21 protein-coding genes are annotated in these 22,600 nt (G+C 57.4%); 5 read left to right on the top strand and 16 right to left on the bottom strand.

The genetic code is table 11. The features are described 5' to 3' along the window. Positions 1-271: 271 nt before the first annotated feature. The 6 genes from QCD60_RS14475 to QCD60_RS14450 form a co-directional block, all read right to left on the bottom strand. On the bottom strand, positions 272-1,147 hold the full coding sequence (locus QCD60_RS14475; protein WP_279786445.1) for a nucleotidyl transferase AbiEii/AbiGii toxin family protein: 876 nt from the start codon (positions 1,145-1,147) through the stop codon (positions 272-274). Continuing rightward, positions 1,101-2,051: a type IV toxin-antitoxin system AbiEi family antitoxin gene (locus QCD60_RS14470; RefSeq protein WP_279786443.1), complete on the bottom strand. Its 951-nt coding sequence runs from the start codon at positions 2,049-2,051 to the stop codon at positions 1,101-1,103. The genes QCD60_RS14475 and QCD60_RS14470 overlap by 47 nt, the downstream gene beginning before the upstream one ends. A 128-nt stretch (positions 2,052-2,179) precedes the next feature. Further along, a complete protein-coding gene (locus QCD60_RS14465; protein ID WP_279786441.1) occupies positions 2,180-2,791 on the bottom strand; it encodes a cytochrome c oxidase assembly factor Coa1 family protein in 612 nt (203 codons plus the stop codon). A 142-nt stretch (positions 2,792-2,933) separates the two neighbouring features. Next, positions 2,934-3,917, bottom strand: a complete 984-nt coding sequence (locus QCD60_RS14460) for a TauD/TfdA family dioxygenase (protein WP_279786439.1) — start codon at positions 3,915-3,917, stop codon at positions 2,934-2,936. Positions 3,918-4,027: 110 nt separating this feature from the next. Continuing rightward, entirely contained in the window at positions 4,028-4,774 is a 747-nt protein-coding gene (locus QCD60_RS14455; protein ID WP_279786437.1) for an alpha/beta fold hydrolase, read from the bottom strand. After that, positions 4,774-4,989, bottom strand: coding sequence for an MbtH family NRPS accessory protein (locus QCD60_RS14450; RefSeq protein WP_279786435.1), 216 nt, complete (start codon positions 4,987-4,989; stop codon positions 4,774-4,776). The genes QCD60_RS14455 and QCD60_RS14450 overlap by 1 nt, the downstream gene beginning before the upstream one ends. 253 nt (positions 4,990-5,242) lie before the next feature. Between QCD60_RS14450 and QCD60_RS14445 the strand changes: the two genes are divergently transcribed. Then, on the top strand, positions 5,243-5,692 hold the full coding sequence (locus QCD60_RS14445) for a hypothetical protein (RefSeq protein WP_279786433.1): 450 nt from the start codon (positions 5,243-5,245) through the stop codon (positions 5,690-5,692). A 22-nt stretch (positions 5,693-5,714) separates the two neighbouring features. Further along, on the top strand, positions 5,715-6,503 hold the full coding sequence (locus tag QCD60_RS14440; RefSeq protein WP_279786431.1) for a peptidoglycan-binding protein: 789 nt from the start codon (positions 5,715-5,717) through the stop codon (positions 6,501-6,503). A gap of 47 nt (positions 6,504-6,550) precedes the next feature. Here the strand turns inward: QCD60_RS14440 and QCD60_RS14435 are convergent, their stop codons facing one another. The 5 genes from QCD60_RS14435 to QCD60_RS14415 all read right to left on the bottom strand — a co-directional run bounded on the left by QCD60_RS14435 (position 6,551) and on the right by QCD60_RS14415 (position 13,299). Then, positions 6,551-8,863, bottom strand: coding sequence for an EAL domain-containing protein (locus tag QCD60_RS14435; RefSeq protein WP_279786428.1), 2,313 nt, complete (start codon positions 8,861-8,863; stop codon positions 6,551-6,553). Between the two features lie 138 nt (positions 8,864-9,001). Next, a complete protein-coding gene (locus QCD60_RS14430; protein ID WP_279786426.1) occupies positions 9,002-9,640 on the bottom strand; it encodes a methylamine utilization protein in 639 nt (212 codons plus the stop codon). A gap of 60 nt (positions 9,641-9,700) precedes the next feature. After that, the gene (locus tag QCD60_RS14425) at positions 9,701-11,608 is read right to left on the bottom strand and encodes a GGDEF and EAL domain-containing protein (RefSeq protein ID WP_279786425.1); all 1,908 of its coding nucleotides are present in this window, start codon (positions 11,606-11,608) and stop codon (positions 9,701-9,703) included. Positions 11,609-11,611: 3 nt separating this feature from the next. Next, positions 11,612-12,166 (bottom strand): molybdopterin-dependent oxidoreductase, encoded by a 555-nt coding sequence (locus QCD60_RS14420; RefSeq protein ID WP_279786423.1) that lies wholly within the window; start codon positions 12,164-12,166, stop codon positions 11,612-11,614. 248 nt (positions 12,167-12,414) lie between these two features. Continuing rightward, positions 12,415-13,299, bottom strand: coding sequence for a LysR family transcriptional regulator (locus QCD60_RS14415; RefSeq protein WP_279786421.1), 885 nt, complete (start codon positions 13,297-13,299; stop codon positions 12,415-12,417). A gap of 240 nt (positions 13,300-13,539) precedes the next feature. Here QCD60_RS14415 and bla point away from each other — a divergent pair, with 240 nt between their 5' ends. Continuing rightward, a complete protein-coding gene (bla, locus tag QCD60_RS14410) occupies positions 13,540-14,463 on the top strand; it encodes a class A beta-lactamase (RefSeq protein ID WP_279786419.1) in 924 nt (307 codons plus the stop codon). Between the two features lie 52 nt (positions 14,464-14,515). On the opposite strand, the gene QCD60_RS14405 is transcribed toward bla, so the two are convergent. Both QCD60_RS14405 and QCD60_RS14400 read right to left on the bottom strand, forming a co-directional pair. Next, entirely contained in the window at positions 14,516-16,411 is a 1,896-nt protein-coding gene (locus QCD60_RS14405; protein WP_279786417.1) for a bifunctional diguanylate cyclase/phosphodiesterase, read from the bottom strand. Positions 16,412-16,434: 23 nt separating this feature from the next. Further along, on the bottom strand, positions 16,435-16,950 hold the full coding sequence (locus QCD60_RS14400) for a molybdopterin-dependent oxidoreductase (protein ID WP_279786415.1): 516 nt from the start codon (positions 16,948-16,950) through the stop codon (positions 16,435-16,437). Positions 16,951-17,211: 261 nt separating this feature from the next. Here QCD60_RS14400 and QCD60_RS14395 point away from each other — a divergent pair, with 261 nt between their 5' ends. Both QCD60_RS14395 and QCD60_RS14390 read left to right on the top strand, forming a co-directional pair. Next, positions 17,212-18,513: a hypothetical protein gene (locus QCD60_RS14395; RefSeq protein ID WP_279786413.1), complete on the top strand. Its 1,302-nt coding sequence runs from the start codon at positions 17,212-17,214 to the stop codon at positions 18,511-18,513. After that, entirely contained in the window at positions 18,506-20,314 is a 1,809-nt protein-coding gene (locus QCD60_RS14390; protein ID WP_279786411.1) for a tetratricopeptide repeat protein, read from the top strand. The genes QCD60_RS14395 and QCD60_RS14390 overlap by 8 nt, the downstream gene beginning before the upstream one ends. Here QCD60_RS14390 and QCD60_RS14385 read toward each other — a convergent pair. The 3 genes from QCD60_RS14385 to QCD60_RS14375 form a co-directional block, all read right to left on the bottom strand. Next, positions 20,311-20,859 (bottom strand): N-acetyltransferase, encoded by a 549-nt coding sequence (locus QCD60_RS14385; protein ID WP_279786409.1) that lies wholly within the window; start codon positions 20,857-20,859, stop codon positions 20,311-20,313. The two genes, QCD60_RS14390 and QCD60_RS14385, sit on opposite strands and share 4 nt — an antisense overlap. A gap of 56 nt (positions 20,860-20,915) precedes the next feature. Then, positions 20,916-21,545: an XRE family transcriptional regulator gene (locus tag QCD60_RS14380; protein WP_279786407.1), complete on the bottom strand. Its 630-nt coding sequence runs from the start codon at positions 21,543-21,545 to the stop codon at positions 20,916-20,918. A gap of 92 nt (positions 21,546-21,637) precedes the next feature. Then, positions 21,638-22,558, bottom strand: a complete 921-nt coding sequence (locus QCD60_RS14375; protein WP_279786405.1) for a LysR family transcriptional regulator — start codon at positions 22,556-22,558, stop codon at positions 21,638-21,640. Between the last annotated feature and the right edge of the window lie 42 nt (positions 22,559-22,600).

Below are 22,600 nucleotides of genomic sequence, written 5' to 3'. Positions count from 1 at the left end.
GGTATCAGCAGGGGCAGCAGAACGGCGCTGGGAGAGAAATAGCAGCAGACAGCATGACGACTCCTTGGCAATCGTGAGGCGCTCACAGTGGTGAGAACGTTTCTTATTTGTGATTGACGATGGAGTGACGGGGGAATTTAGCGGGGGGTGATGGTAGCAAATAAAGAGAACGCCCCCTTCGCTGCCGAGCAATCCCTTGAGTAATAGAGAGATTTGTAGCGATAGAGCGTTTCTAGTAGTAGCGAGTCTTTGGGAATAGTAGTAGCGCCTGTCACTCACCGCTGACAGCTTGCAATGGATCGCCAGCACGCAGGCCAGCAAAAAAATCATCGATATGCTGCTCTATCTGGATACAGTCATCGGGTTCCGGAGGGATGACATGCTGGCGCCGCTGTGATCGAATCAGCGCGTCGCTTAACAGCATCTTTTCCTGTTGTTTCATTACCTCCAGTGCTTCTCTGGTCATCGGTGATAACAAAGCCGATACATCGTATCCCAGCAGAAAGGCACCAAGGCGACTATCCTTATATTCCAACTGTTCCAGTGGCAGAAAGGACTCCCACAGCCGATCCTTTTGCAGATGCGGGTATTGATCAAGCAGGGTCAGAAAGTCACTGGCGTCTTTGTTGCTTTGTTGCCGTCGCTCCCGCCAGGCCACCAGCTTCAGTAATGCCAGCCCTGCCATTGAACATACTTTCAGTTCCGTCGAAGCATCCAGTTTAACGGTGATGGCGGCAGCGAATGCTTCCTCAAATCCAGCAACCGACATAACGGTTTCAAACTCTGGAGGCCAGGCTATTTCCCCTTCAGCAGAAGCAATGCCACCAAAGGGGATGATGTCTACCGGCAAACCACTGGATTGATGATGCAGACGGTGTGTCTCTCGGGTCTCTGTCAGCCCTGCCGCCACCAGTGCAGAGCGGATCGACTGATATTCTGACCAGTCTGCAACCATAATCGCGGTATCAATATCTTTGGTCTGTCGGCCCGGGTCACGGCCAAATACGTGGAACAGTACAATATCCCGCGCCGTCGCCCCTGCCACAAAATAAGCACACCCCACCGTCCCGCAGACATCAATGAGCAGCCGTAATACCGGCTCAAACCCAGGGCGTAGGGAGTGTTTTAAGGTGTAGGAAGTGCTCATTAATCTTCTCCGCAGCCTCAATATTGCGACTATCGCCAGAAGCCAGTAATTCAGCGATGGCTAACAGCGCCTGACCTCGTTTACCTACAGTGAGGCGTTGGCCCCAGAAAGCAGGCACCAACCATAACCGTCCGGCAGCATCCGGCTTACAGCGCAGTTGCCTGATTCGCTCAGCGAGCGGTACTTCGGTAAACAGCATCAACTGTTCAGCCTGCAAGTACTCCGTCAGTAACTCTGCGGCTACTTCGCCACCCCAGAGGTCTCCCGCTACCAGTACGATGTCATGCCAGTTCAGGGGAGCACTGAGGCGTACTCCGCCCAGTTTGGCTCGCAACTGACTGCGATAATGGCTAAGCCATTCATGAATCAGAGGCTGCTGGCGCACGAAACTCTGCCCTTCGCATTGCCAGGACAATCCTTCTGCCTTGAGTAAAGCCAGAGTATTGCTGACCACGCCCACAGAGACGCCTGCACAGTCCGCCATCGTACGAATGGAGGCATTCTGCAGGGCAGGATCAACTAACAAGGCAAACACGCAGCGTACTGTCGCCGCCGTCCAGCCTGCTCGCGCAGGTTGCTTAACCGCCGCAGCCGTGCGACCACTTATCCACAGATATAAACCTTCTGACTGAACACGGGCATTCCCCGCAGCGTCAATAAAGTTGATCCCTTGTGCACTGCACTGTTCAGCCAGAAAATCCGACAACGGGTTGCAGATCAGCACTCTATCAGGCCGCTTTTCCAATTGTTGCAGACTTTCCTTACGATGAATCTGCCTGATGACTATGGCTAACCGCGCCTGCTGGTTGCCTGCAGTAATAATCAGCTCATCCCCCTCAGCATAAGCACTGACGGAGGGGGGCAGATGAGCAAGTGTCTGAACCAGAAGTTCGTGACCGTTCATATTTTATTCCCGTTCATGATTCATGAACAAAAAAGAATTATGAACAGGCTCAATGAAAAATCAAGGACGGACGAGGGCTAATTAAAGCTGCTGAGAGGCAGCAGCTTCAGCAAAGGAAAACCAGCGGATTACTCCGCTGGTACGTCAATATCAAAACCGGAAATAGCCGGGCGCACGATGATCTTCTCTACCTGCCACTTGCCAGCCTGCTGCGACATATTGGCGTAGACGTCAGCATCCTGTCTGGGGCCGACCACGGTGAAATGCAGACTGGCCTGTCCGCTACTGGTATCGGTGGAGATCTGGCCGGAGGTCTGCCCCTCTGCCCTGACCGGTTCCCCCAGCTCCGCGATAACGGCCTGACTGCTCTGCACTTTGCTCAGTGCCAGTTGATAGGCATCGCCTTCCAGCAGCCGGGGAATACCGAGGAAGGCACCTGCCAGTACCAGCACCAGAACAATCGGCCCAATAATCGCCCAGCGGCGCTGCACCGTGCGAAAGTGCTCTATATCGCGCCACTGGCGGTTTTGCCAGGCCCATTCATTACCTCTGGCTCCCAGCACAAAGGGCATGATGATGTTGACCACAGGGACAAACATCAGCAGAGCAATAAAGGTGTTGTTGCACACGCCCCACAGCCAGTTAAGACAGAAGGCACCCCAGCTCCAGCCACGAATTTCTGGTGGTATCGGTGTGCCTTTGCCCATCCCTGACGGGTATTTCTGTTCGGATGATTCCATGATGATCTCCTTGTCCTCAGCATCCTGGCAGACTATGCATACCGCCGATCAGTGACAAAGCCCAGCGCCAATCCGTTACCGGATTATTCACTGTGACAGGAGATCCTTCCGCAGGAATGAGCATGGCCATCCGGTGAAGGCATCAGGGTTGCCAGCCATACCCTTCCGCCATCGCCACCACCACCTTGCGTGGCCCCTGAAAGGGCGTGCGGGCATGGGCAGCGAGCATATTATCCAGCATCAGCACATCGCCGGACTGCCAGGGGAATATCACGGTTTCTGCCGCCAGCACCTGCCGGATCAGAGCAAAGGTGTCATCGCCAATTTCACTGCCGTCGGCGTACAGCACATTGCGCGGCAGATTTTCCACACCGACGCTGTCGATCAGGGTGTCCCGCACATCCGCTGCCAGATTGGAGGCATGAAACAGATGAGCCTGATTCATCCAGACCCAGTCGCCGCTGCGTGGATGCTGGGCCACGCCCTGACAGTATTGCCAGGTACGCAGCTCACCATCGTCTTTCCATTCCCATTCGATCCCCAGACGCTGGCAGGCAGCCTCTACCTCGGCTTCCTCTTCGGTGTTGAACACCGCCTGCCAGGGCAGATCAAGGCCATTGCCATAGTTGCGCACATAGACCAGCCCGTCGCTGAAGCGCTGGCGAATCTCCGCAGGCATACGCCGGTAGATCGCCCGGCTGTCGGCAATGGGCGTCTCGCCCCCCTGCCCGGCGGCCAGCACACAGTGGAACCAGATCTTCATCGGCCACTGGGTGGTGTAAGCCTGTTCGTTATGTAGGGGGATATGCTGGTGCGCGGGATATTCGGTGGAGGTATAGACACCACCCGAGACCGCACTGCGCGGGGTCGAGCCAAACTCGTAATTCAGCAGCGGATGGCCAAACGAGGCCGCATAGGCGCGAAAGTCGCTGACGTCCGGCACGTTGAAGCCGCGCAGCAGCACTCCGCCGACCCGTTCGACCACGGTTTCGATCTCCCGCTGCATCGGCAGCAGGCTACTCAGCGGCGTGTCAGCTTCAGGGGCGGTGATCAGTGCCGGCAGCTCTGACCCGTAGGGGCGCTGGCTGGTGGCAAGACGGGATGAGGAAGTGTGATTTGTGCCCACAGGCACCTCCTGTTGGCGCCCGCACCGGTTCAGCCAGTGGCGGAACAGGTACAGGCGCTGATTAACAGCACGTTGTGGCAGGTGGTTGAAATCGGTCTGGCTTGACCCTGTCAGGCACTGAGCCGATGCAGTGCATCCGGTAGCAGCTGCTGCCGGATCAGCGCCAGCACGGCCTGTTCTTCGCCTTTGAGATAGAAATGGCCACCGTCAAACCAGTTCAGCTGCATGGGCCCGCTCGACTCCGCCGCCCAGGCCTGCAGCTCGGCTTCGGTGATCTCATCCTCCCGCCCGGCCAGCACATGCAGCGGGCAGTTCAGACCGGCACTGCCGGCATAGGCAAAGCTGCCACAGACCTGATAGTCGGCCGCCAGGGTATCCACCGCCATCTGCAGCAGTTCCGGCTCGTCAAACAGAGCCGCCGGTGTGCCGCCCTGACGCTGCAGATCAGCGATTAATTCGGCATCACTCTGCAGGTGCAGGAAGCGGTCAGTATCGCGCTTACGTGGCGCCTTACCGGCCGACATCAGTAATGCCTGAGGGGCGGGCAGACCGCGTTGCTGCAGCTCACGACAGAGGCCGTAAGCCAGAAGCGTGCCCATGCTGTGGCCGAAAAAGGCGTAGCGGGCAGGCAGCCCGGCTGCCAGCTCATCCGCCAGCTGACTGACCAGCGTCTCGAAGTGACGCACGAAATCTTCACCGATGCGGCTCCCTCGCCCCGGCAGCTCCACCGGCACCAGTTCAATGTGCGGCGCCAGCGCCCGCCGCCAGCGGAAATACATGGCAGCACTGCCACCCGCACAGGGCAGGCAGTAGAGCGTCAGGGGGACAGAGGTGGGGATGACGGCAGGCTGCTGCATCAGCTGGCAGCCTGTTCAGCCATAAACTGGCGCAGGCTGAGGGGACGCATATCGGTCCAGACCTGTTCGATATGAGCCAGACATTCGGCTTTTTTACCGGACACGCCGGTATCACGCCAGCCACCGGGAATGGCTTTGTAGTCTGGCCAGATGGAGTACTGTTCCTCGTGGTTGACCACCACACGGAATACGGTGTCTTCGCTGTCAAAACTCATGGCAGTTCCTCAATCAGCAGCGGCTGCCAGTGGGTGACAACCGCCAGAAGCACAAAGGTATGCGCCTCTTTCCTATCGGATTGACGAAACAGTACGGGGGGAATTTAGGTGTCGGGTTTGCCCTTACGTCATCATCGGGTGTATAAAAAATGCCCTCTGGGTTTCTGTTCAGAGTTCGTTGGCCCCGTCACACTCCTCCCGGGACTTTTCACAGGTTGACTCGTCAGCTACGCCATAACGCAAGGAATGCGCTATGTTCAGACCTCGCTTTACCTCATCGCTTATTGCCAGCTGCCTGCTGGCCAGTATCAGTGCCTGCTCTACGGCGGCTACTTCTTCAGCCTGCCAGCCCGCTGCTGACTTTGCCCACATTGATGTGGTGCTGGCAACGGATGTAACCCCGTTGTCTTCTTTCCCACCCGCTAGCGCCGGCTCCCAGAATCAATATTCCAATGAGCTGGGAGGCGCAACGATCGCCATCACCCTGTCTGCTGATCATCACAGCCTGAAGCGCAGCTGGACAGAGCCAGGGCAGCCTCCTGCAGAACAAACCTACGCCATTGACTGCGCAGACCCGCACTACCTGCTCGGTCAGGGAGTTACCGCAAAGTTTGTCAAAGATGGGCTGATTGTTCAGGAAACACATCCCAACACCGAGGGCATCCCTGCCGATATGGGGATGTTCTACGCCATCCAGCACTAACTGCCCAACAAGGACGTTTCAGATGATTAACAAAAGTTCTCTGCGCCCCGGAATGAAAGGCGCTCAGGTCAAAGAAATACAGCAGCTGCTTAATGCACTGCTATCCCCCTCGCCTGCCCTTACCGTTGACGGGGACTTTGGCCAGAAAACAAAAGACGCCGTCGTGAGGTTTCAGCAGCAAGCCGAATTGAAGGCAGATGGCGTGGTAGGTCCTGCCACGTGGAAGGCACTGACTCAGTCGACAGCAAGCCAGAGCGCGCGGCCCCTGCCGCAATACAGACTGGCGGACATTGCCCGTGACTATCTTGGAGTCAAAGAAACCGGCAACAACCGTGCGGGAAACAGCATCAAGTTACAGGAAATTTTTGCAGCAGATGATCTGCTGGTGGGTGGCAAAACCGATGGTTATCCTTGGTGCGCTGCTTTTGTATCTTTGTGCGTGCAGAAACTTTGTCAGCAGTCAGGCTATTTCGGCACACTCAATCCTCCCCGAGAGGCATCCGTCAGCAACTTCCTCAACGTCTGGGCCAAGAATCAGGGCTGTATGATCTTCTCACCGACGAGCACGGTAGATCAGCCGATCAAAGGCGATATAGCTGTCTTCACCTTCTCTCACATCGGTATTGTTGAATCCAATGCAGGCAACTCACTGACGACTATCGAAGGCAATACGAATGCCGCTGGCAGCCGTGAAGGCCAGTATGTGGCCAGAAAGCATCGCTCCTTTGGCGCTGTCAGAAAGTTCATCAGGCTGCCAATGACAACCTCTGCGCTGGGGCAGCAACTGAGCGAGTTTCTGCGTTATTGCTAATGGAGATTTACGTTCGGTGACCGATAGTTTCTAGTCATCGGCCGCCCTCAGGCCACCTGAATCGGTTTCTCCAGCCACTGCTCGAAGTCGGCGGCACGGATCGGCCGGCTGAAGTAATAGCCCTGCACCACATCGCAGCCCAGTTGTTTTAGGGTGGCGACACCGTCGGCAGTTTCCACCCCTTCGGCGGTGATCTTCATATTCATCGCATGGCCAAGCTGAATGGCCGCCGAGACGATCATGGCATCCTTGGCATCGTTGTTGACGTTCTGTACGAAGGCCTTGTCGATCTTCAGTTCATCCACCGGCAGGCGCTTCAGGTAGGCCAGACTGGAATGACCGGTGCCGAAGTCATCAATGGCAAGGGAGAAGCCCATGTCGCGTAGCTGCTGCAACGCCCTGATCACCTGCTCGGCATCGCTCATCACCATGCTTTCGGTGACCTCAAAGGACAGATACTGTGCCGCCTCAGGGTGCTCGCGCAGGGTATCTGCCAGCTCACGCATAAAAGCAGGCTCACTGAGATCGTGAATCGACAGGTTGACCGCGACCCGCATCTGGATGCCCTGCTGCCACCACACTCCGGCCTGCGCCAGCGCGGTACGCACCACCCAGCGCGAGATCAGGCTGATGTTGCCGGAGTGCTCCGCCAGACGGATAAACTCATCCGGCGGCACAAAGCCCAGCTCGGCATGCTGCCAGCGGATCAGCGCTTCGGCGTGCTGGCAGTTACCCGCCGCCAGACTGACCTTGGGCTGATACACCAGGAAGATGTCACCGTTCTCCAGTGCCGGACGCAGATCCTGAATCAGCTGCAGCTCACGGCGGTGAGACTCATCCAGCCCCTGATGGTAGATAAACAGCGGCAGGTTATCGTGCTTGGCAAGGTTGAGAGCAATATCACTGCGTCGCCCCAGTACATTGACGTTGGTGCCCTGGGTGGGGAAATACACCACCCCCGCCGCCGTGCGCAGACTGATGCGGGTGCCGTCGATATCCAGTGACTGGCTGAGCGGCGCCAGCAGCTGGCAGATCTGTTCCTCACCCTGCTCGCCTTCGGCAATCAGCATGAACTCATCACCACCGATACGGGCCACGGTGTGCAGGGGCAGTGAACTGAGGCGTTCAGCAAAGCACTGCAGTACACGGTCGCCATTGTGGTACCCGAGTACGTTGTTGATCTGTTTGAAATCGCGGATGCACAGCTGCAGCAGGGTGCCGCTGGCAATGCTGGGTTGCTGCAGCAGCGTTCCCAGTTCGCGCACCATGGCGGCACGGTTGAGCAGACCGGTCAGGTCGTCATGACTGCTCTGGAAGGTCAGCTGCTGCTCACGGCTACGGATGTTGTCCTGCATCTGTTGCAGGGTACGGTTGAGCATGGCCAGTTCACCCTTGCCCTCCGCAGGCGGCAGGGCCGAGTCGCCACGGCCGATGGCTTCGGCATAGGCAGCCAGCTCCTGCACCGGCCCGGATACCGAGCGCGACACCGGCCAGGCCACCCCGATACCCACCAGCACGGTGAGGAAAAACACCAGCAGCAGCTTGTTGCGCAGCTGGTCGTATTCAGCCTGCAGTGGCTTACCATCCATATGCAGCAGGGCAAACACCGGCTCATTGCCTGCGGTGGCCAGGGGCAGCATCAGCGAGGAATAACGCCCGTTGGCGACAGCAAAAATCTTGTTGATGGGCGGACGCTGCGCATCAATCTCCTGCTCCACCTCCCTGACCATGTCGCCGGGCAGGGTGGAGGCCATCAGCAGCTGCTTGCCGTCGTCATAACCAACAAAACTGATATCGACGTTGGCGATACCACTGATCTGATCAGCCAGCAGGTTATTGAGGGGGAAGCCCATGCCTACCCAGGCGATCCGCTGGGGGGCCTGCAGCGGGACCACCACCACTTCATAGACCTTGCTGTTGACCACCAGTACATCGATGGTCTGGCCCTTGTCACGGGCGTGTTCAATCACATCACTGATGGGAAAGGGCTGACCCACTTCGAGCTGCTGGTCATTGGAGGCGGTGACCTTGCCGTCGAGGTCCATCAGGAACACCAGATCAGCGCCGATGCGGCCTGCATGATTACGCAGCACCGACTCGGTGGTCTCGCGCTCATGCATCATCACGGTCTGTTTGAAGGCAAAGTCAGCGGTGAGAATCCGCATCGCCTTGAGCAGCTGTTCGCCGTTGGAGCGAATGGCATTGTCGAACACCCGGTTGCCGACCAGCAGGTGCTGCTGACCTTCATCCTGAATACGATGACTCATGGCACTGAGGGTGTAGGCCGCGGTCAGCACCTGAGTCAGGGTCAGAATAAGCAGGATCAGAATGATCAGGCGGCTACGAAAACTGGCAAACATCCGCACTCCTCAGGGCGTCAGGCAGGAATGGATAAACGCAGTGGCTGCACTGCTTGGCATCACCCACTGTGATGCGGTTGCTGGCCCTCATGGTCAGCATGATCTTTCATCCCTGCTGGCAAACGCCGTGCGCTTTGCTCAGTAACTGTAATCCATCGTGGTCACCGGTTTGGCTGCGGTCACCGGCAGGCTGATGGTCTGCACGGTGGCATCACGGCTGACCTCAATGCTCTGTTCCGGCAACGGCTTTTGCTGGCGCGGGTGCCAGAGCTTCAGCCGGTACTGACCTGCGGGCAGGTCAAACTTCACCACACCGCTGGCATCGGTGACCGCCTGCCAGGGTGCATCACTGACCACAATGTAGGCCAGCATACTGTCATGAATGTTACAACCCAATACCACAACTCCTTGTTTGTCAAAGACAACAGGAATGGAGTCACCGTGATAGAGCGGAATTTCAAAGGTTTTGGCTGCCGAAAAGGAATAGACGTGATGACGTACCGTGTCCTCATTGGGGAACATCACCGTACTGCCTGTCGGCACTACGGTGACAAAGGGGACGAAGGTTTTGTTACGCTGCACAACCGCGGTTTGACGCGGGGTTCCTGTCGCCTCACCGGGCTGGGTCAACTCGACCACCACATCACTCAGAGCCAGACCCGTTCCGTCCTGCACCCTGAGTTGCCAGCTGACCGTCGCCGCCGGCACCGGTAAGCTCGCGCTGCCCAGCAGCACCAGCACGGCCAGCGCCCTGATCTTCCCCCCAAGCTGTTTCATTCATACCTCGACTTTGCATGCCTGCTTCCGCGCTAAGTGTAGAAGTCTGGCCGCCGGCTGTCATGAGCCATGGGCATGAGGCAGGGGTTTGGGCAGACGCTCCTGCCCCAGTCGTACACGCATGGCCTCGGCCTCCAGCGGCCGGGCATAGTGATAGCCCTGGCCTTCATCACAGCCGAGCTTGTGGGCCATCCGCTCCTCTGCTTCCGTTTCGATCCCTTCGGCCACTACGCGGACGTCGAGATAGTGCGACAGCCGCACAATATGACGAACGAACATGCGCTGTTTACTGTCGGCATGCAGCTGGCGGATAAAACTCTTGTCGATCTTCAGCTTGTCGACCTGTAATTCACGCAGGTAGGACAGCGATGAGTAACCGGTACCGAAGTCATCCAGCGCCACAGTGATGCCCAGTTTATGCAGCTCGTTGATGATGAACTGGCTGCGCTTGAACTCCACCATGGCGATGGTTTCGGTGATTTCCACCAGCAGCTGCGCGGCAGGCAGGCCGATCTGCGTCAGCCGGCTGTCGAGCCATTGCGGCAGTTGAGTGGTGAAAATCGAGGGCGAGAGGTTAATGGCAATGCGCAGATGCGATGGCCAGGGCAGTTCATCCAGCTGCAGATCGTGGCGAATGCGCTCCAGCAGCCAGTTGGCATAGGTCTGGCCAAGGCCGCTGTTTTCCACCAGCTCGATGATTTCCAGCGGCGCGATGGCACCGAACTCAGGATGCTGCCAGCGCACCAGCACTTCCATACCCGTCATTTCCCGGCAGTCCAGTGCGTACAGCGGCTGATACACCAGCCGCAAAGGGTTGCTGATGGAGACATCCATCAAGCCCATACTGATGGACTCCAGCAAGGCACGCCGTCGGCTGGCGGCCACCGCCATGGCATCGGCAAACAGTACCGGAGTGCTGCTGTGGCTGCGCTTGGCCTGATCCAGCGCCATGCTGGCCTGAGCCAGCAGGGTGTCAGCATCAAAGCCCCCCTTACTCAGCGCCAGGCCGATACTGGCACGCACCTGAAACACCCGGTCCGGCAGGAAGTACTCAAACACCAGTGCCTGCTGTAACTGCTGCAGCTGGCAGAGCACCACACTCTGGTCAGCCATATCGGTCAGCAGCACGGCAAAGTCATCACTTTCCAGCCGGGCGATCACCGCCGTGGCTGGCAGATTGCTGCGCAGACGGCGCCCGGTACGCTGCAGCATGGCATCTCCCTGAGCCTGACCGAGGGTCAGGTTGACCTCCCTGAACTGATTGAGATCGATCAGGCACAGCAGGGCATCGCCCGGCTGATGTGCAGCCTGTTGCAACTGCATCTGAAAGGCACTGCGATTGGCCAGCGAGGTCAGCGGATCATGCAGGGCCAGCAGGGTATAGCGGCGGTACTGACGCAGCAGGTACAGCGCCAGCAACAGGCCGCTGATCACCAGACCGATCAGGCTGAAGGCCAGCTGCTGCTGCGCCCGCTCCACTGTGCGTAATGACTGCAGTGATTCTGAACTGGTGAGGGTATCCACCATGATGGTGTTGATCACCTCCTGAAAGGGGTTAAACACACCGCCCAGCACCATGCTGCCGGTACTTTCTCCGTCTGGCAGGGCGCTGATGGTATCGGCGTTGGCGCGCAGCAGAGCCGCCAGCTGGGAGATCTGCTCGGTCACTCCCGGCTGCCGCCGCAAGGCCTCGCTGTCACGACCCTGCAGAAAGATATCGACCCGGCTCCACAGCAGGTCGTAGCTGAGCTGCAGTTGTTCCTTGTCGCGCCTGCCCGCCTCGTACAACTGCAACGACAGGCAGAAGCGCTGCAGTTGCAGCTGCAGTTGTGACAGTGACCAGGCGCTGGATTGCTGCTGCACTGACACCAGGTGCACGTTGGTGAAATAACCGGCGATGGAGAACCCCGACAGCAGCACAAACACCAGCACCATGAGGTACAGCAGCCAGGGGCGCAACCGGGCCATGGCTCAGGGTTCCAGCTGCAGGTGATTGAGTTGCCAGACCATCTGATTAGCCACAGCGGGCGTATCCAGCTGGGGTGCATCTGACAAAGGGAAGATCAGCCACAGCGGGCCTTTGCTACGCACCGTCAGTGCGTGACCATCGGCAAACAGGGCGATGATGGCTCCATGTTGGCTGGCCAGCGACAGATCGACCCGGGCATGAAAGTCATCCAGACCGTAGGCGATGGCCCAGTCACCTTTGGCGCCCACCCGCGCCAGCAGCTCGCTGAGCCGGACACCACGGTAGCGGTGCAGACCTTCGGTCCAGGGGGTGACAGTGACGATGTCGTATTGCTTCATGGCCTGCAGCATGGCCAGATCAAACTGCGCCTCATTACCACGATTACGCTGTTGCAGCGCACCACTGATGGTCAGGACGACCTTACCCTGAGGTTCAGGCAGGCTGTCTGCGTCAGCGGCAAAGGCGGCCTGCCCCACCAGCAACAGTACCGCACACAGCCAGCAAAGCATGGCCGCGCCCTGCCCTGCTGGCATCGAGTTGAATGCCCGGCTTGTCATCTGCCCTCTCTTGCCCAGCCTGCCGATGGATCGCGAGCTGCCCAGACTGGCTCACATTAGGTATAGCGGCTGCGGCCAGTGGCAGGGCGTCACCTTTTACCACTTTGACGCCGAATGCCGCCGTGTGACCGATGCACTCAGGGCAGGAAGAGAATGCGGGGCTGACGGCAGAGTGAAGTGTAGCGTTCTGGCCTGAGCCCAGCGGGCCAATACACTCAGCGTCGTTGCCAGTGCCCCTCGCCCGCGGCTTATATCAGTTCCTTATCCATGGCCTGCTGTAGCCATTCACTAAACGTCCGCATGGCCGCGGTTTCATCACGATTGCGCAGTCGCGTCAGCCAGTAGCGGCCCATCGCCACCTGTGCAGCAAAAGGCTGACATACCCAGCCAGCTTCCACCCAGCTGCGGAACATCGCCACCGGCGCCAGCGCCACGCCGTGACCCTGTCGAGCGGCCTCCATCATGGTGAGGGAAGAGTCAAACTGAATGGGACTTCGCAGCGGCAAGGCACCGGGCAAACCGGCTGCGGTAAACCACTCGCTCCATTCCTCTTCCCGATAGGAACGCAGCAGCTGGCAGCGCAGCAAGCCCTCAACATCCGTGAGTTGCGCGGCCATCTGAGGTGTGCACAGAGGAGTGAGCGGCGAGGCCATCAGGGGTTCTGCCAGCGTGCCGTGCCAGGCGCCGTCACCAAAACGCACGGCGAGATCCAGCCCTTCTTCCGCCAGATTGACCCGGTTGTTATGGGTCGACAGCCGCAGATCGATCCACGGAAACTGCTGATAAAAGTCCACCAGCCGAGGCAATAGCCAGCCCGTTGCGAAAGTGCCCACGACACCGATGGTCAATGGCTGCTTGCCCTGACTTTCACTGACTTGCCGCAGGGAGTGCGCCATCGTGTCAAACGAGCGCCGAAGGCTTGGCAGCAGGGCCTCACCTTCAGGCGTCAGGGCCAGCCCGCGGGAAAGCCTGCGAAACAGCGTCACGCCCAGACGTTCTTCCAGCGCCTTTACCTGATGGCTCACGGCCGCCTGTGTCACATTCATTTCCTGCGCCGCCAGAGTAAAACTTAAATGGCGGGCGGCAGCTTCAAAAGCTAACAGCGCTTTTAACGGCAAATGCGGACGCTGCATGCAAAGCTCCTTATCAGGCGTCGTGGCTTAACATTCCAAAAACATTCGACCCTAAAAAAACTAATACCAGAGGCAAAATAAGATACTTTGCCTGAGCCATCCGTACATCTCTAGAATCCTTTTACTCCCTGGCCAGGGCAGAAAATATCAGGGAAGTGCCATTGTATTTGTGCCATACACCCGGCACTCCCTGCTCTCTTCTTTCACTGAAACCCTAGATTAACTATCAGGAGACACCCCATGCCATCGAGTCGCCGACAGTTTCTTAGCCACAGCAGTGTGCTGGCACTTGCTGCACTATGCGGTGCAGCGCTTTCCCCGCTCACACTGGCCGCGGAGCACCCGGGCCTTGCTGAGGCCGTGCGCAACGGAGAAAGAAAACTGCAGGGAAAAATTGGCGTGAGCCTGCTGGATACCGATACGGGCATGGGCTGGAGCCATCGTGGCAACGAGCGCTTTGCCATGTGCAGCACCTTCAAGGTGCTGGCCTGCAGCGCCATTCTGAAGCAGGTGGATGAAGGCAGGCTGTCGCTGACACAGCGCCTGACCTTTAACCAGCAGGATGTAGTGAGTTACTCACCGATTTCCAAAGCGTTTGCCGGTAAACCGGAAGGCATGAGCCTTGGCGAGATTTGCCATGCGGCCATGACCTACAGCGACAATACTGCCGCCAATCTGATTATCAGCCAGTTGGGTGGGCCGCAGGCGGTGACGGATTTTGCCCGCAGCATGGGTGATGGCGTATCGCGACTGGACCGTTGGGAAACCGCCCTGAACACGGCCATCGACAATGATCCGCGAGACACCACAACACCAGAGGCAATGACCTCCAATTTGCAGCGCTTGCTCCTCGGTGACGTACTCTCGACAGCAAGCCAGCAACAGCTTGGCCAGTGGCTGCGGGATAACACCACCGGTGGCAGCCGTATTCGCAAAGGTGTACCAAAGACATGGCAAGTGGGTGACAAGACCGGCAGCGGCGATAACGGCACGGCCAACGATGTCGCTATCCTCTGGCCGCCGGGCCAGAAGCCGCTGCTGCTGAGTATTTACATCACTCAGGCGAAAGCTGACTGGGATGCCTGCAGTGCCGTTATTGCCGGGATCAGTGCGGCCATCGCTGCCGAGTACGCGGCCAGTCACAAGCCGCTGATATCTGCCTGAATAACCTGATATCTGCCTGAATAACAGAGTAGTCAGCCGGTTGCGCAGGCTCTCAGTGCAGAGCCTGCTGATGACCCACCAGCCACATACCGGGCAGATGGCTGGCTTCCAGTGGTCGGGCATAGAGATAACCCTGCCCTTCATCGCAGCCCAGCTCCGTCGCCAGCAGCTCTTCGGGGCGGCACTCGATGCCTTCTGCGACCACCTGCACCTGCAGATGATGGGCCAGCTGGACGATGCTCATAACGAACATGCGCTGGTTCTGATCTTCATGCAGGTTATGGACGAAACTGCGGTCAATCTTCAGCTTGTCGACCTTCAGCTCGCGCAGGTAGGACAGTGAAGAGTAGCCGGTGCCGAAATCATCCAGTGCCACCTTGATGCCCATCTGTTTGAGGGCTTCGAGAATCTGTTTGGAACGCTGGAAGTCAACCATGGTGATGTTCTCAGTAATCTCCAGCACCAGCTGTTCCGCGCGGAAACCCGTGCGCTGCAACTGACCCGCTACCCAGTCGGGCAGACCCGCATGAAACAGGCTGGGTGACAGGTTAAGCGCCACCGTCATCCCGTCTGGCCATATCACCCGGTTGACATCACGGTCAAACTGCAGACGGCTGAACAGCCATTCCCCCAGGGCACGACCAAGACCGTTGTTTTCCGCCAGCTCGATCAGTTCGGGTGGCGGAATATTGCCATAGTGCGGATGTGCCCAGCGGATCAGCGCCTCAGCACCCAGCATGGCCTGATCGCTGAGACGGTAGACCGGCTGATATACCAGACGCAGCGCACCATCCACCACGCCCCCCTCCAGCAGACGGCGAAGCGATGACAGCAGCTCACGGCGGCGATGCTCCTGCTCACTCATCCACGGCTCAAACAGGGCAACCGAATGCTCCTTGCTGCGTTTGGCTTCGCTGAGGGCAAGGCTGGCTTCCAGCATGATGTCATCGGCGGAAACGACATCGTGCATAAAGGCCACGCCGATACCGACATCCACCTGAAATACCTTGTCCTGTGCCAGATACTCGAACACCAGCACCCGTTGCAGATAACGCATCAGACCGAGGCCTTCCTCACGGCTGTCGAGGTCTCTGAGGATGATGGCAAAGTCATCGCTGTCCAGACGCGCCACCATATCCTGCTGACGCAGATGCGCCCGGATACGCTGGGCCACGCGCTTGAGCATATCGTCACCCTGCGCCTGTCCCAGGGTCAGGTTCACCTCACGGAAGTTGTTCAGATCGATCAGACATAACGCCGAAAGACCGCGCTGGCGGCGGCTGAAGGTCAGATTTAACTGCTGCTGAAAGGCACTGCGATTGGCCAGCCCGGTCAGGGAATCACTGAGCGCCAGCTGGTTGTAACGCCGTGACTGACGTAACAGGTAAAACACCAGCAGGCAGCCACTGAGGACCAGTCCGGAAATATTGAATGCGAGAATGCGCTGCGACTGGCGTATGCCGTCCAGCTGCTTGGAGGCTTCCGGGCCGGTGAAATTGAGCACCATCAGCTCACGAATCCGTGACTGATAGCCTGCAACGTCCTGCACCAGCTGACTGATGGGCTCTGAACTCTGCTTCAGGTGCAGCATGGTCGGTTCCAGCTTCCTGAGCAGATCGAAGAACTCACCGACGGTTTTATCAGCATGGAAGCGGCTGCGAATGTCGCGGTTCTCGTCGCCCTCAAGGAAGATGGTCAGCCGGTTCCACAGCATGTCGTAGGACAACATCAGCTCTTTATGGCTGATGGCGCCTGCCTGAAACAGACGCAGATTATTGAAGAATTTTTGCTGTTCCAGCTCCAGCTGGGCCAGTGACCAGGCACTCAGCTGGATATGCGAGGAAATGATCTGCGCGTTGTGAAAGTATTCATTCAGAGAAATAGCTGACAAACCCAGGAACACCAGAGCGACGCCGTACAGCACCAGAGAGTTCAGCCACTTCTTCATGATCACTACAACATCCGACGTCCTTAAGGATTAACGACAATGGCGCGCAGCTGCCAGATCATCGCGCTGTGAATACTGGGCACATTCAGCTCGGGGTGGTCGGTCAGCGGGAAAATCACCCACAGCGGCCCCTTGTTGCGCACGGTCAGCGCCTGACCGTCTTCTTCCATGGCGACCAGTGCGCCATCCTTGTCCACATGCTGGGTGGTCAGGGTGGTCTGGTAGTCATTGAGCGCGCGGGCAATGATTTCCTTGCCCTGACTGTCGACTGCCTTCAGCAGATCTTTCAGCAGTACGCCCTTGTAGTTGTGAACCCCTTCGGTCCAGGGGGTACCGGTGTTGATTTCCGATTGTGGCAGCGCGGCCAGCATGGCGCGGTCGAAGTCGACATCCTTGCCACTGTTGGCCTTAATGTCGCCGCTGACGGTGAGAATCACGTCATCCATTGGTGCCGGAAAGTCACTGGCCCTGGCCATATAACTGAACACCATCAATGCTGCCAGCACTGTGGTGCCGACAGCTAAACCCAGTCGCCGCATGATCTTCTCTCCCGAGTGGATATCCCAAATTTATACAACGTGACTATAGTGACATTACATGCAAAATGAACGTCAGCTTTTCACACTATCGTGACGCGATAAGATGACAGACGAAATTGCTGCAAATGCACAATTGGCGGGTTGCGAGAGCAAGTATAGCGGAGCCGGGCAGCGCCGCCCGACGACGCGCATAGGCAGCCACAATTGCCCCATGCTATCCTCCCTCGTCATCACTGGCTGCCCAGGCAATGGAAATCGTAAATGAGCACACCACCACTGGACCCTAAGTCTTTCCACAATGCCTTTCTGGATACCGCCAAGCGCGATGAAGATGTCCTGACGTACTACGTCAATCGGGCACCTGATCAGGCCCATGATTGCGTTGCTGAAATGAAACAGGCAATCGAATGGGAAGACAGCCCTGGCTGCTATCTGTTCTCTGGCCTGCGTGGCGCTGGGAAAACCACCGAACTGCAACGCCTGATGGGTGAGCTAAACCAAGGCAGTATTCCTGCTTTTTATTGCAGTGCTGATGCCTATCTGGATCTCAATGATCCGAAAATTGGCCAAACCGAGCTGATTTTTACTGTGCTGGCGGGCTTGTGCGAAGCCGTGCAAAAGCGCTACGGCAACAAATTTCTTACAGACAGTATCTGGGATCGCTTTAAGCGTGTAATGAACTCTAATGTCGAACTTAAACCCAAGTTCGTCACTCCGGGGGCAGAGGTGGAGTTCTCATTGCATGAAAACGTCACCTTCAGGCAGGAGTTGATCCAATTTGCTCAGCAGTCCAGTCAGTTCTTTCAGGAAGCGAACAAATTTGCAGCAGAGGTCGCTGCTGCTATCCAACAACAGAGTAGACAAGAAAAGGTGGTGCTCGTTGTCGATTCACTGGAGCGCCTGTCTGCCCCCAGTGGTTTGGAACACGTACTGTTCGACTCACTAAAAGAACTATTTTTTAATAACCCGGCACGGCTTGCTATGCCCGATATTTCCGTGATTTACACCGTGCCACCCTACCTGCATGCGTTACTGCCCAATATCGACCAGTTCTACTCCGGCACCTTCTCATTGCCCAACTTCAAAATTATGCATAAGCCTAGTAATGATGAAGAGCCACAGCGCAATGCAGAGGGTATTGGCAAGATGGTGGAAGTCATCAACAGACGTTTCGCCGACTGGCAACGCTATGTCAGCCAAGAAGTGATTGAAGAATTTGCCTGGTTATCCGGTGGTAACGTGCGCCGTATGTTTTCACTGATTCGACTGGCCACACGTAAAGCTTCTCTTGGCAGGGTCGATTTCCCCATAGCGCAAACCAACAGCACACCAGTGCAGCAGGCCATTACTGAGGAAACCAAGAACTTCCACTGGCTGAATGCCAAAGACCGTCAATGGCTGGAACACTGCAAGAACCACAGCGGCGATCTGGCCAGCCAAATCACTAATCTGGACAGTGATTTACCGCCCATTATTCGCCTGTTCGACCACTCTCTGGTGCTGAACTACCAGAACGGCAGTATCTGGTATCAGGTACCCCCTATTATTCATAACCATGTCTGATACCCGCTACACGCCCAGCAACTTTGAGGCGCTCTGGGCCGAAACCCGGTTGATACTGGAGTGGCACCAGGGCTTTGCCCTGTTTTTCGTGCTGGTGGAAGACACGCGTGCCGCCATCCAGCTACGCCAGCGGGTGCAGGACTATATGCGCACCCACGCCAAAGCACTACGCTGGATTAAGCCTGAGCAGTTGCAGAATGCTCCACTGTGGGTAACAGAGACTATCTTCAATTCTGGGCATCAGCAGGGCACGCCTATCTGGCTGGAATTGTCAGCACTGGATGCAGAGCAGCAGTGGGACAGCGTGCGAGAGCAGACCCTATCTCTGCTGAATAAACGCCGATGGCAGCTGGAAAACCAGATCAATAGCCCCCTATTTTTTCAACTGCCCTACTCATTTGGTGCCCATATTGTGGAATACGCCCCGGATTTATGGAGCGTGCGCCAGCAGCTTATTATTCTGCCTGCCATGAGCGTAATGGAGCGCTCAGAGAGCGAGGCTTTAGCTGCCAGCAACAATGATACACAGGATAAGGATGTCTATTCGGCAGACCAATTGCAGGAGGCTATTACCGCAGCCCGACACAAACTCACGGCAGCCAGAAAGCGTTACACGGAAAAGCCAAGCAATCTGCATTTACGTACTGTAGCTGTCTGCCTGGGCGAACTGGCAACACTACTGACAAAGATCAGTGCGCTACAGGATGCCCAAGCTCTGGCAACCGAAAGCGCAGAGTTGTTTCAGCAACTTCAGCAAAGCCTGAATAATGCACCACAGACACTAAGGGATTTGTCGGTTACCTATAGCCATCTGGGCGATATTGAGCGCGAACTAGGCGATCTTGCTGAAGCTAAAGATGCCTATCAGCAAGGTTTGAAGCTGTGCCAGCAACTTCAGCAAAGCCTGGGCGATACACCGCAAGTACTTAGAAATTTGTCGGCTCTCTATTCCAGGTTGGGCAATGTTGAACACGCATTAGGTCATCTTGCTGAAGCTAAAGATGCCTATCAGCATAGTTTGAAGCTGCGTCAGCAACTTCAGCAAAGCCTGGGCAATACACCGCAAGTACTAAGGGATTTGTCGGTTTCCTATAGCAAGCAGGGCGATATTGAGCACGAACTAGGCGATCTTGCTGAAGCTAAAGATGCCTATCAGCATAGTTTGAAGCTGCGTCAGCAACTTCAGCAAAGCCTGGGCGATACGCCGCAAATACTTAGGGATTTGTCGGTTTCTTATAACAAGCAGGGCGATATTGAGTGCGAACTAGGCGATCTTGCTGAAGCTAAAGATGCCTATCAGCATAGTTTGAAGCTGCGTCAGCAACTTCAACAAAGCCTGGGCAATACACCGCAAGTACTAAGAGACCTGTCGGTTTCCTATGAACGGCTGGGGGAAATTGAGTGCGAACTAGGCGATCTTGCTGAAGCTAAAGATGCCTATCAGCATAGTTTGAAGCTGCGTCAGCAACTTCAGCAAAGCCTGGGCAATACACCGCAAGTACTAAGGGACTTGTCGGTTTCTTATAACAAGCAGGGCGATATTGAGCGCAAACTAGGCGACTCCACTGTTGCCCAGCATAACTATCAACTGAGTTTGCAACTGTGCCAGCAACTACATCAGACTCTGGGAGATATACCGCCGGTGCTGAAAGACCTGCTTATTGCGTACCACAACATAGCTTTAATTGAAGAACAGCTAGGCAATAGCGAAGCGGCGGCGGAGGCACGGGCACAGCGAGATACAATCCAGCAGCAACTGGATGCCTTACAACCGCCAACAGCCACACCAAGCAGTGATTAGCCGGGCAGCATACGGTACATCACGCTGGTGGCTTCCGGCACACCGTGAATCGACTGGGCGTAGCCCGGCACCTGACCGGCCAGCTCATACCCCAGCGAGCGATACAGTCCTTCCGCCGTGCTGCCACTGCAGGTATCGAGAATCAGCAGGCTGCGCTGCTGACGGCGGGCCAGCCATTCCACCTCTTCCATCAGCCGACGGGCAATGCCCAGACGGCGCGCTGCAGGATGCACCAGCAGCTTGGTGACTTCAGCACGGTGTGAGCCGTTCGGCGGCGTATCGATCCCCAACTGCACCACTGCTACCAGCCGCTGGCCCTGTCGCGCCACCAGCAGCAGACGCCCGCCACTGCGCCAGCTCTGGCTTTGGCCGAGCCAGAACCGTTTGGCCTGCTCGATGCTGAACGGCAGCACAAAGCCGACACTGGCACCGTCCAGCACACAGGCATGGAGAATGTCGGCCAGTTCATCCAGTCGTGCCAGCCCCTGTTCGGCGGTCAGCTCTTCAATGACAACGGCCTCTGCCGCAGCGGCTAGTTCCTTCATTTTTCACCTCAGATAGCGTGACACGCTGTCGCGATGACAGCCCTCGCAGATACCCGTCAGGGACGGCAGATAACGATGTGATACCGCACCGGCTGCGCTGCCGGGCAGACAAAACGGGAGCGGCCATAGAGCCGGAAACGCAGGCAGTCACCGGCCTGCAGGCGGAATAGCTGATCATCAATGTGGTATTCCAGCACCCCTTCCCTGACCCAGATATGCTGCTCCAGCCCGGCCACGGGCGGCGCGTCATAACGGATATCCGCGCCGGGCTGCAGATAGCCTTCAATCAGCTCGGCCTTCATGCCACTGGAGGGCGGCGAAATCATCCGCCGCTCGAAGCCGAGCGCCGCATCAACCCAGACCTGCTGCTCGTCATGGCGCAGCAACTGCGGTGGCTCGACCTCCGCCTCAGCAATCAGGTGGGACATCGGTAAGCCATACGCCGTGCACAGCCGCCCGAGCTGCACGGTGGTTGGGCTGCTCTGGCCGCGTTCCAGCCGTGCCAGAGTAGCGCGGCTGATACCGGTCTGCTCGGCCAGCACATCCAGCGACCAGCCACGCTCACTGCGCAGGCTGGCCAGACGCTGAGCGAGACGAATCTCGACCGCCGACAGGCTGGCGTCATCGGCTACCGGCTGCGGCACAGAAGGGCTCTCAAAGGCATCAGAAAAGGGGGAATCACTCATGCTCAGCGCTCGTCAAATCTTATTTTTGAGAAAATATATCAAAAATAAGAAATAGAAAAGCCCGATGTATCACTCAAATGGCTGCGGCCCCTCTACTGGCCGCCACTGAAGGCTCCCATACTTCTGACCAGATGCTGCAGCAGACGCTGAGCACCGGGCGGCAACTGCCGGCCAAGACGGGTAATCAGCTGAGCTTCTGCCTCCTGCAACACCTTCGATGCCACCGGCAGGGCCAGCAACTCGCCGCTGCTCAGTTCACTGGCGATGGAAAAGGCGGGCAGAAACGCCAGCCCCATGCCTTCCAGCACAAAGCGCCGCAGCACGGAAATGCTGTTGGTAGTCAGACAGGGCTGGAAGTGTATCTGCGCCTCCTGCTCCGCCCGTTGCAACAGGTGGCGGGTGCCATAGGCATCTTCCATCACCGCCAGCGCATAGCTTTGCAACTGCGCCATGGTTAACGGCGGTGGCGCATCACAGAGCGGATGTCCGGCGGGTACGATCACACACAGCGGCTGCGGCACCCGCGCATGCACGCGGATATGCGGGTCGGCAGGCGGGTAATAGACCAGCCCGATATGGGCACTATCGTCGAGAATCTCGCGCAGCACCTCGTTGGTGCCCGCCAGCCGCACACTGAAACTGAGCCCCGGATAACGCTGGCGAAACGACGTCAGTGGCGCACTCATCAGATCACTGACAAAGCCTTCCCCCACCACCAGCCGCACCTGCCCCTGATGCAGACCATTGAGGCTCTGCAGCTCGCTGAACAGGGCCTCCTCCTGCGCCAGCTGCTCCTGCTGGAACTGCAGCACCCGCAGCCCCGCTTCGGTTACTTTGACGCCCCGCCGATGGCGCTCCATCAGCGCCATCCCCAGCTCCTTCTCCAGCTGCGCAATATGGCGGCTGACCACCGACGGTGCCACGTTGAGGATATCCGCTGCCGCCCGCACGCTGCCCTGACGCACGGTTTCGCAGAATACCGCCACCCGCTGCAAGTTGATCCCCGAACGCATTGCACCTCCCATTCTGCGTTGCTCTGAAAGCAACAAAACTCC

The organism is Pokkaliibacter sp. MBI-7, from assembly GCF_029846635.1.
GTDB lineage: Bacteria > Pseudomonadota > Gammaproteobacteria > Pseudomonadales > Balneatricaceae > Pokkaliibacter.
This window is presented reverse-complemented; position numbering and strand designations above follow the sequence as displayed.

Coding starts and splice junctions, on each gene's coding strand:
- QCD60_RS14475 (WP_279786445.1), bottom strand. CDS start 1,147: ATGAGCACTTCCTACACCTTAAAACACTCCCTACGCCCTGGGTTTGAG.
- QCD60_RS14470 (WP_279786443.1), bottom strand. CDS start 2,051: ATGAACGGTCACGAACTTCTGGTTCAGACACTTGCTCATCTGCCCCCC.
- QCD60_RS14465 (WP_279786441.1), bottom strand. CDS start 2,791: ATGGAATCATCCGAACAGAAATACCCGTCAGGGATGGGCAAAGGCACA.
- QCD60_RS14455 (WP_279786437.1), bottom strand. CDS start 4,774: ATGCAGCAGCCTGCCGTCATCCCCACCTCTGTCCCCCTGACGCTCTAC.
- QCD60_RS14450 (WP_279786435.1), bottom strand. CDS start 4,989: ATGAGTTTTGACAGCGAAGACACCGTATTCCGTGTGGTGGTCAACCAC.
- QCD60_RS14445 (WP_279786433.1), top strand. CDS start 5,243: ATGTTCAGACCTCGCTTTACCTCATCGCTTATTGCCAGCTGCCTGCTG.
- QCD60_RS14440 (WP_279786431.1), top strand. CDS start 5,715: ATGATTAACAAAAGTTCTCTGCGCCCCGGAATGAAAGGCGCTCAGGTC.
- QCD60_RS14435 (WP_279786428.1), bottom strand. CDS start 8,863: ATGTTTGCCAGTTTTCGTAGCCGCCTGATCATTCTGATCCTGCTTATT.
- QCD60_RS14430 (WP_279786426.1), bottom strand. CDS start 9,640: ATGAAACAGCTTGGGGGGAAGATCAGGGCGCTGGCCGTGCTGGTGCTG.
- QCD60_RS14425 (WP_279786425.1), bottom strand. CDS start 11,608: ATGGCCCGGTTGCGCCCCTGGCTGCTGTACCTCATGGTGCTGGTGTTT.
- QCD60_RS14420 (WP_279786423.1), bottom strand. CDS start 12,166: ATGACAAGCCGGGCATTCAACTCGATGCCAGCAGGGCAGGGCGCGGCC.
- QCD60_RS14415 (WP_279786421.1), bottom strand. CDS start 13,299: ATGCAGCGTCCGCATTTGCCGTTAAAAGCGCTGTTAGCTTTTGAAGCT.
- bla (WP_279786419.1), top strand. CDS start 13,540: ATGCCATCGAGTCGCCGACAGTTTCTTAGCCACAGCAGTGTGCTGGCA.
- QCD60_RS14405 (WP_279786417.1), bottom strand. CDS start 16,411: ATGAAGAAGTGGCTGAACTCTCTGGTGCTGTACGGCGTCGCTCTGGTG.
- QCD60_RS14400 (WP_279786415.1), bottom strand. CDS start 16,950: ATGCGGCGACTGGGTTTAGCTGTCGGCACCACAGTGCTGGCAGCATTG.
- QCD60_RS14395 (WP_279786413.1), top strand. CDS start 17,212: ATGAGCACACCACCACTGGACCCTAAGTCTTTCCACAATGCCTTTCTG.
- QCD60_RS14390 (WP_279786411.1), top strand. CDS start 18,506: ATGTCTGATACCCGCTACACGCCCAGCAACTTTGAGGCGCTCTGGGCC.
- QCD60_RS14385 (WP_279786409.1), bottom strand. CDS start 20,859: ATGAAGGAACTAGCCGCTGCGGCAGAGGCCGTTGTCATTGAAGAGCTG.
- QCD60_RS14380 (WP_279786407.1), bottom strand. CDS start 21,545: ATGAGTGATTCCCCCTTTTCTGATGCCTTTGAGAGCCCTTCTGTGCCG.
- QCD60_RS14375 (WP_279786405.1), bottom strand. CDS start 22,558: ATGCGTTCGGGGATCAACTTGCAGCGGGTGGCGGTATTCTGCGAAACC.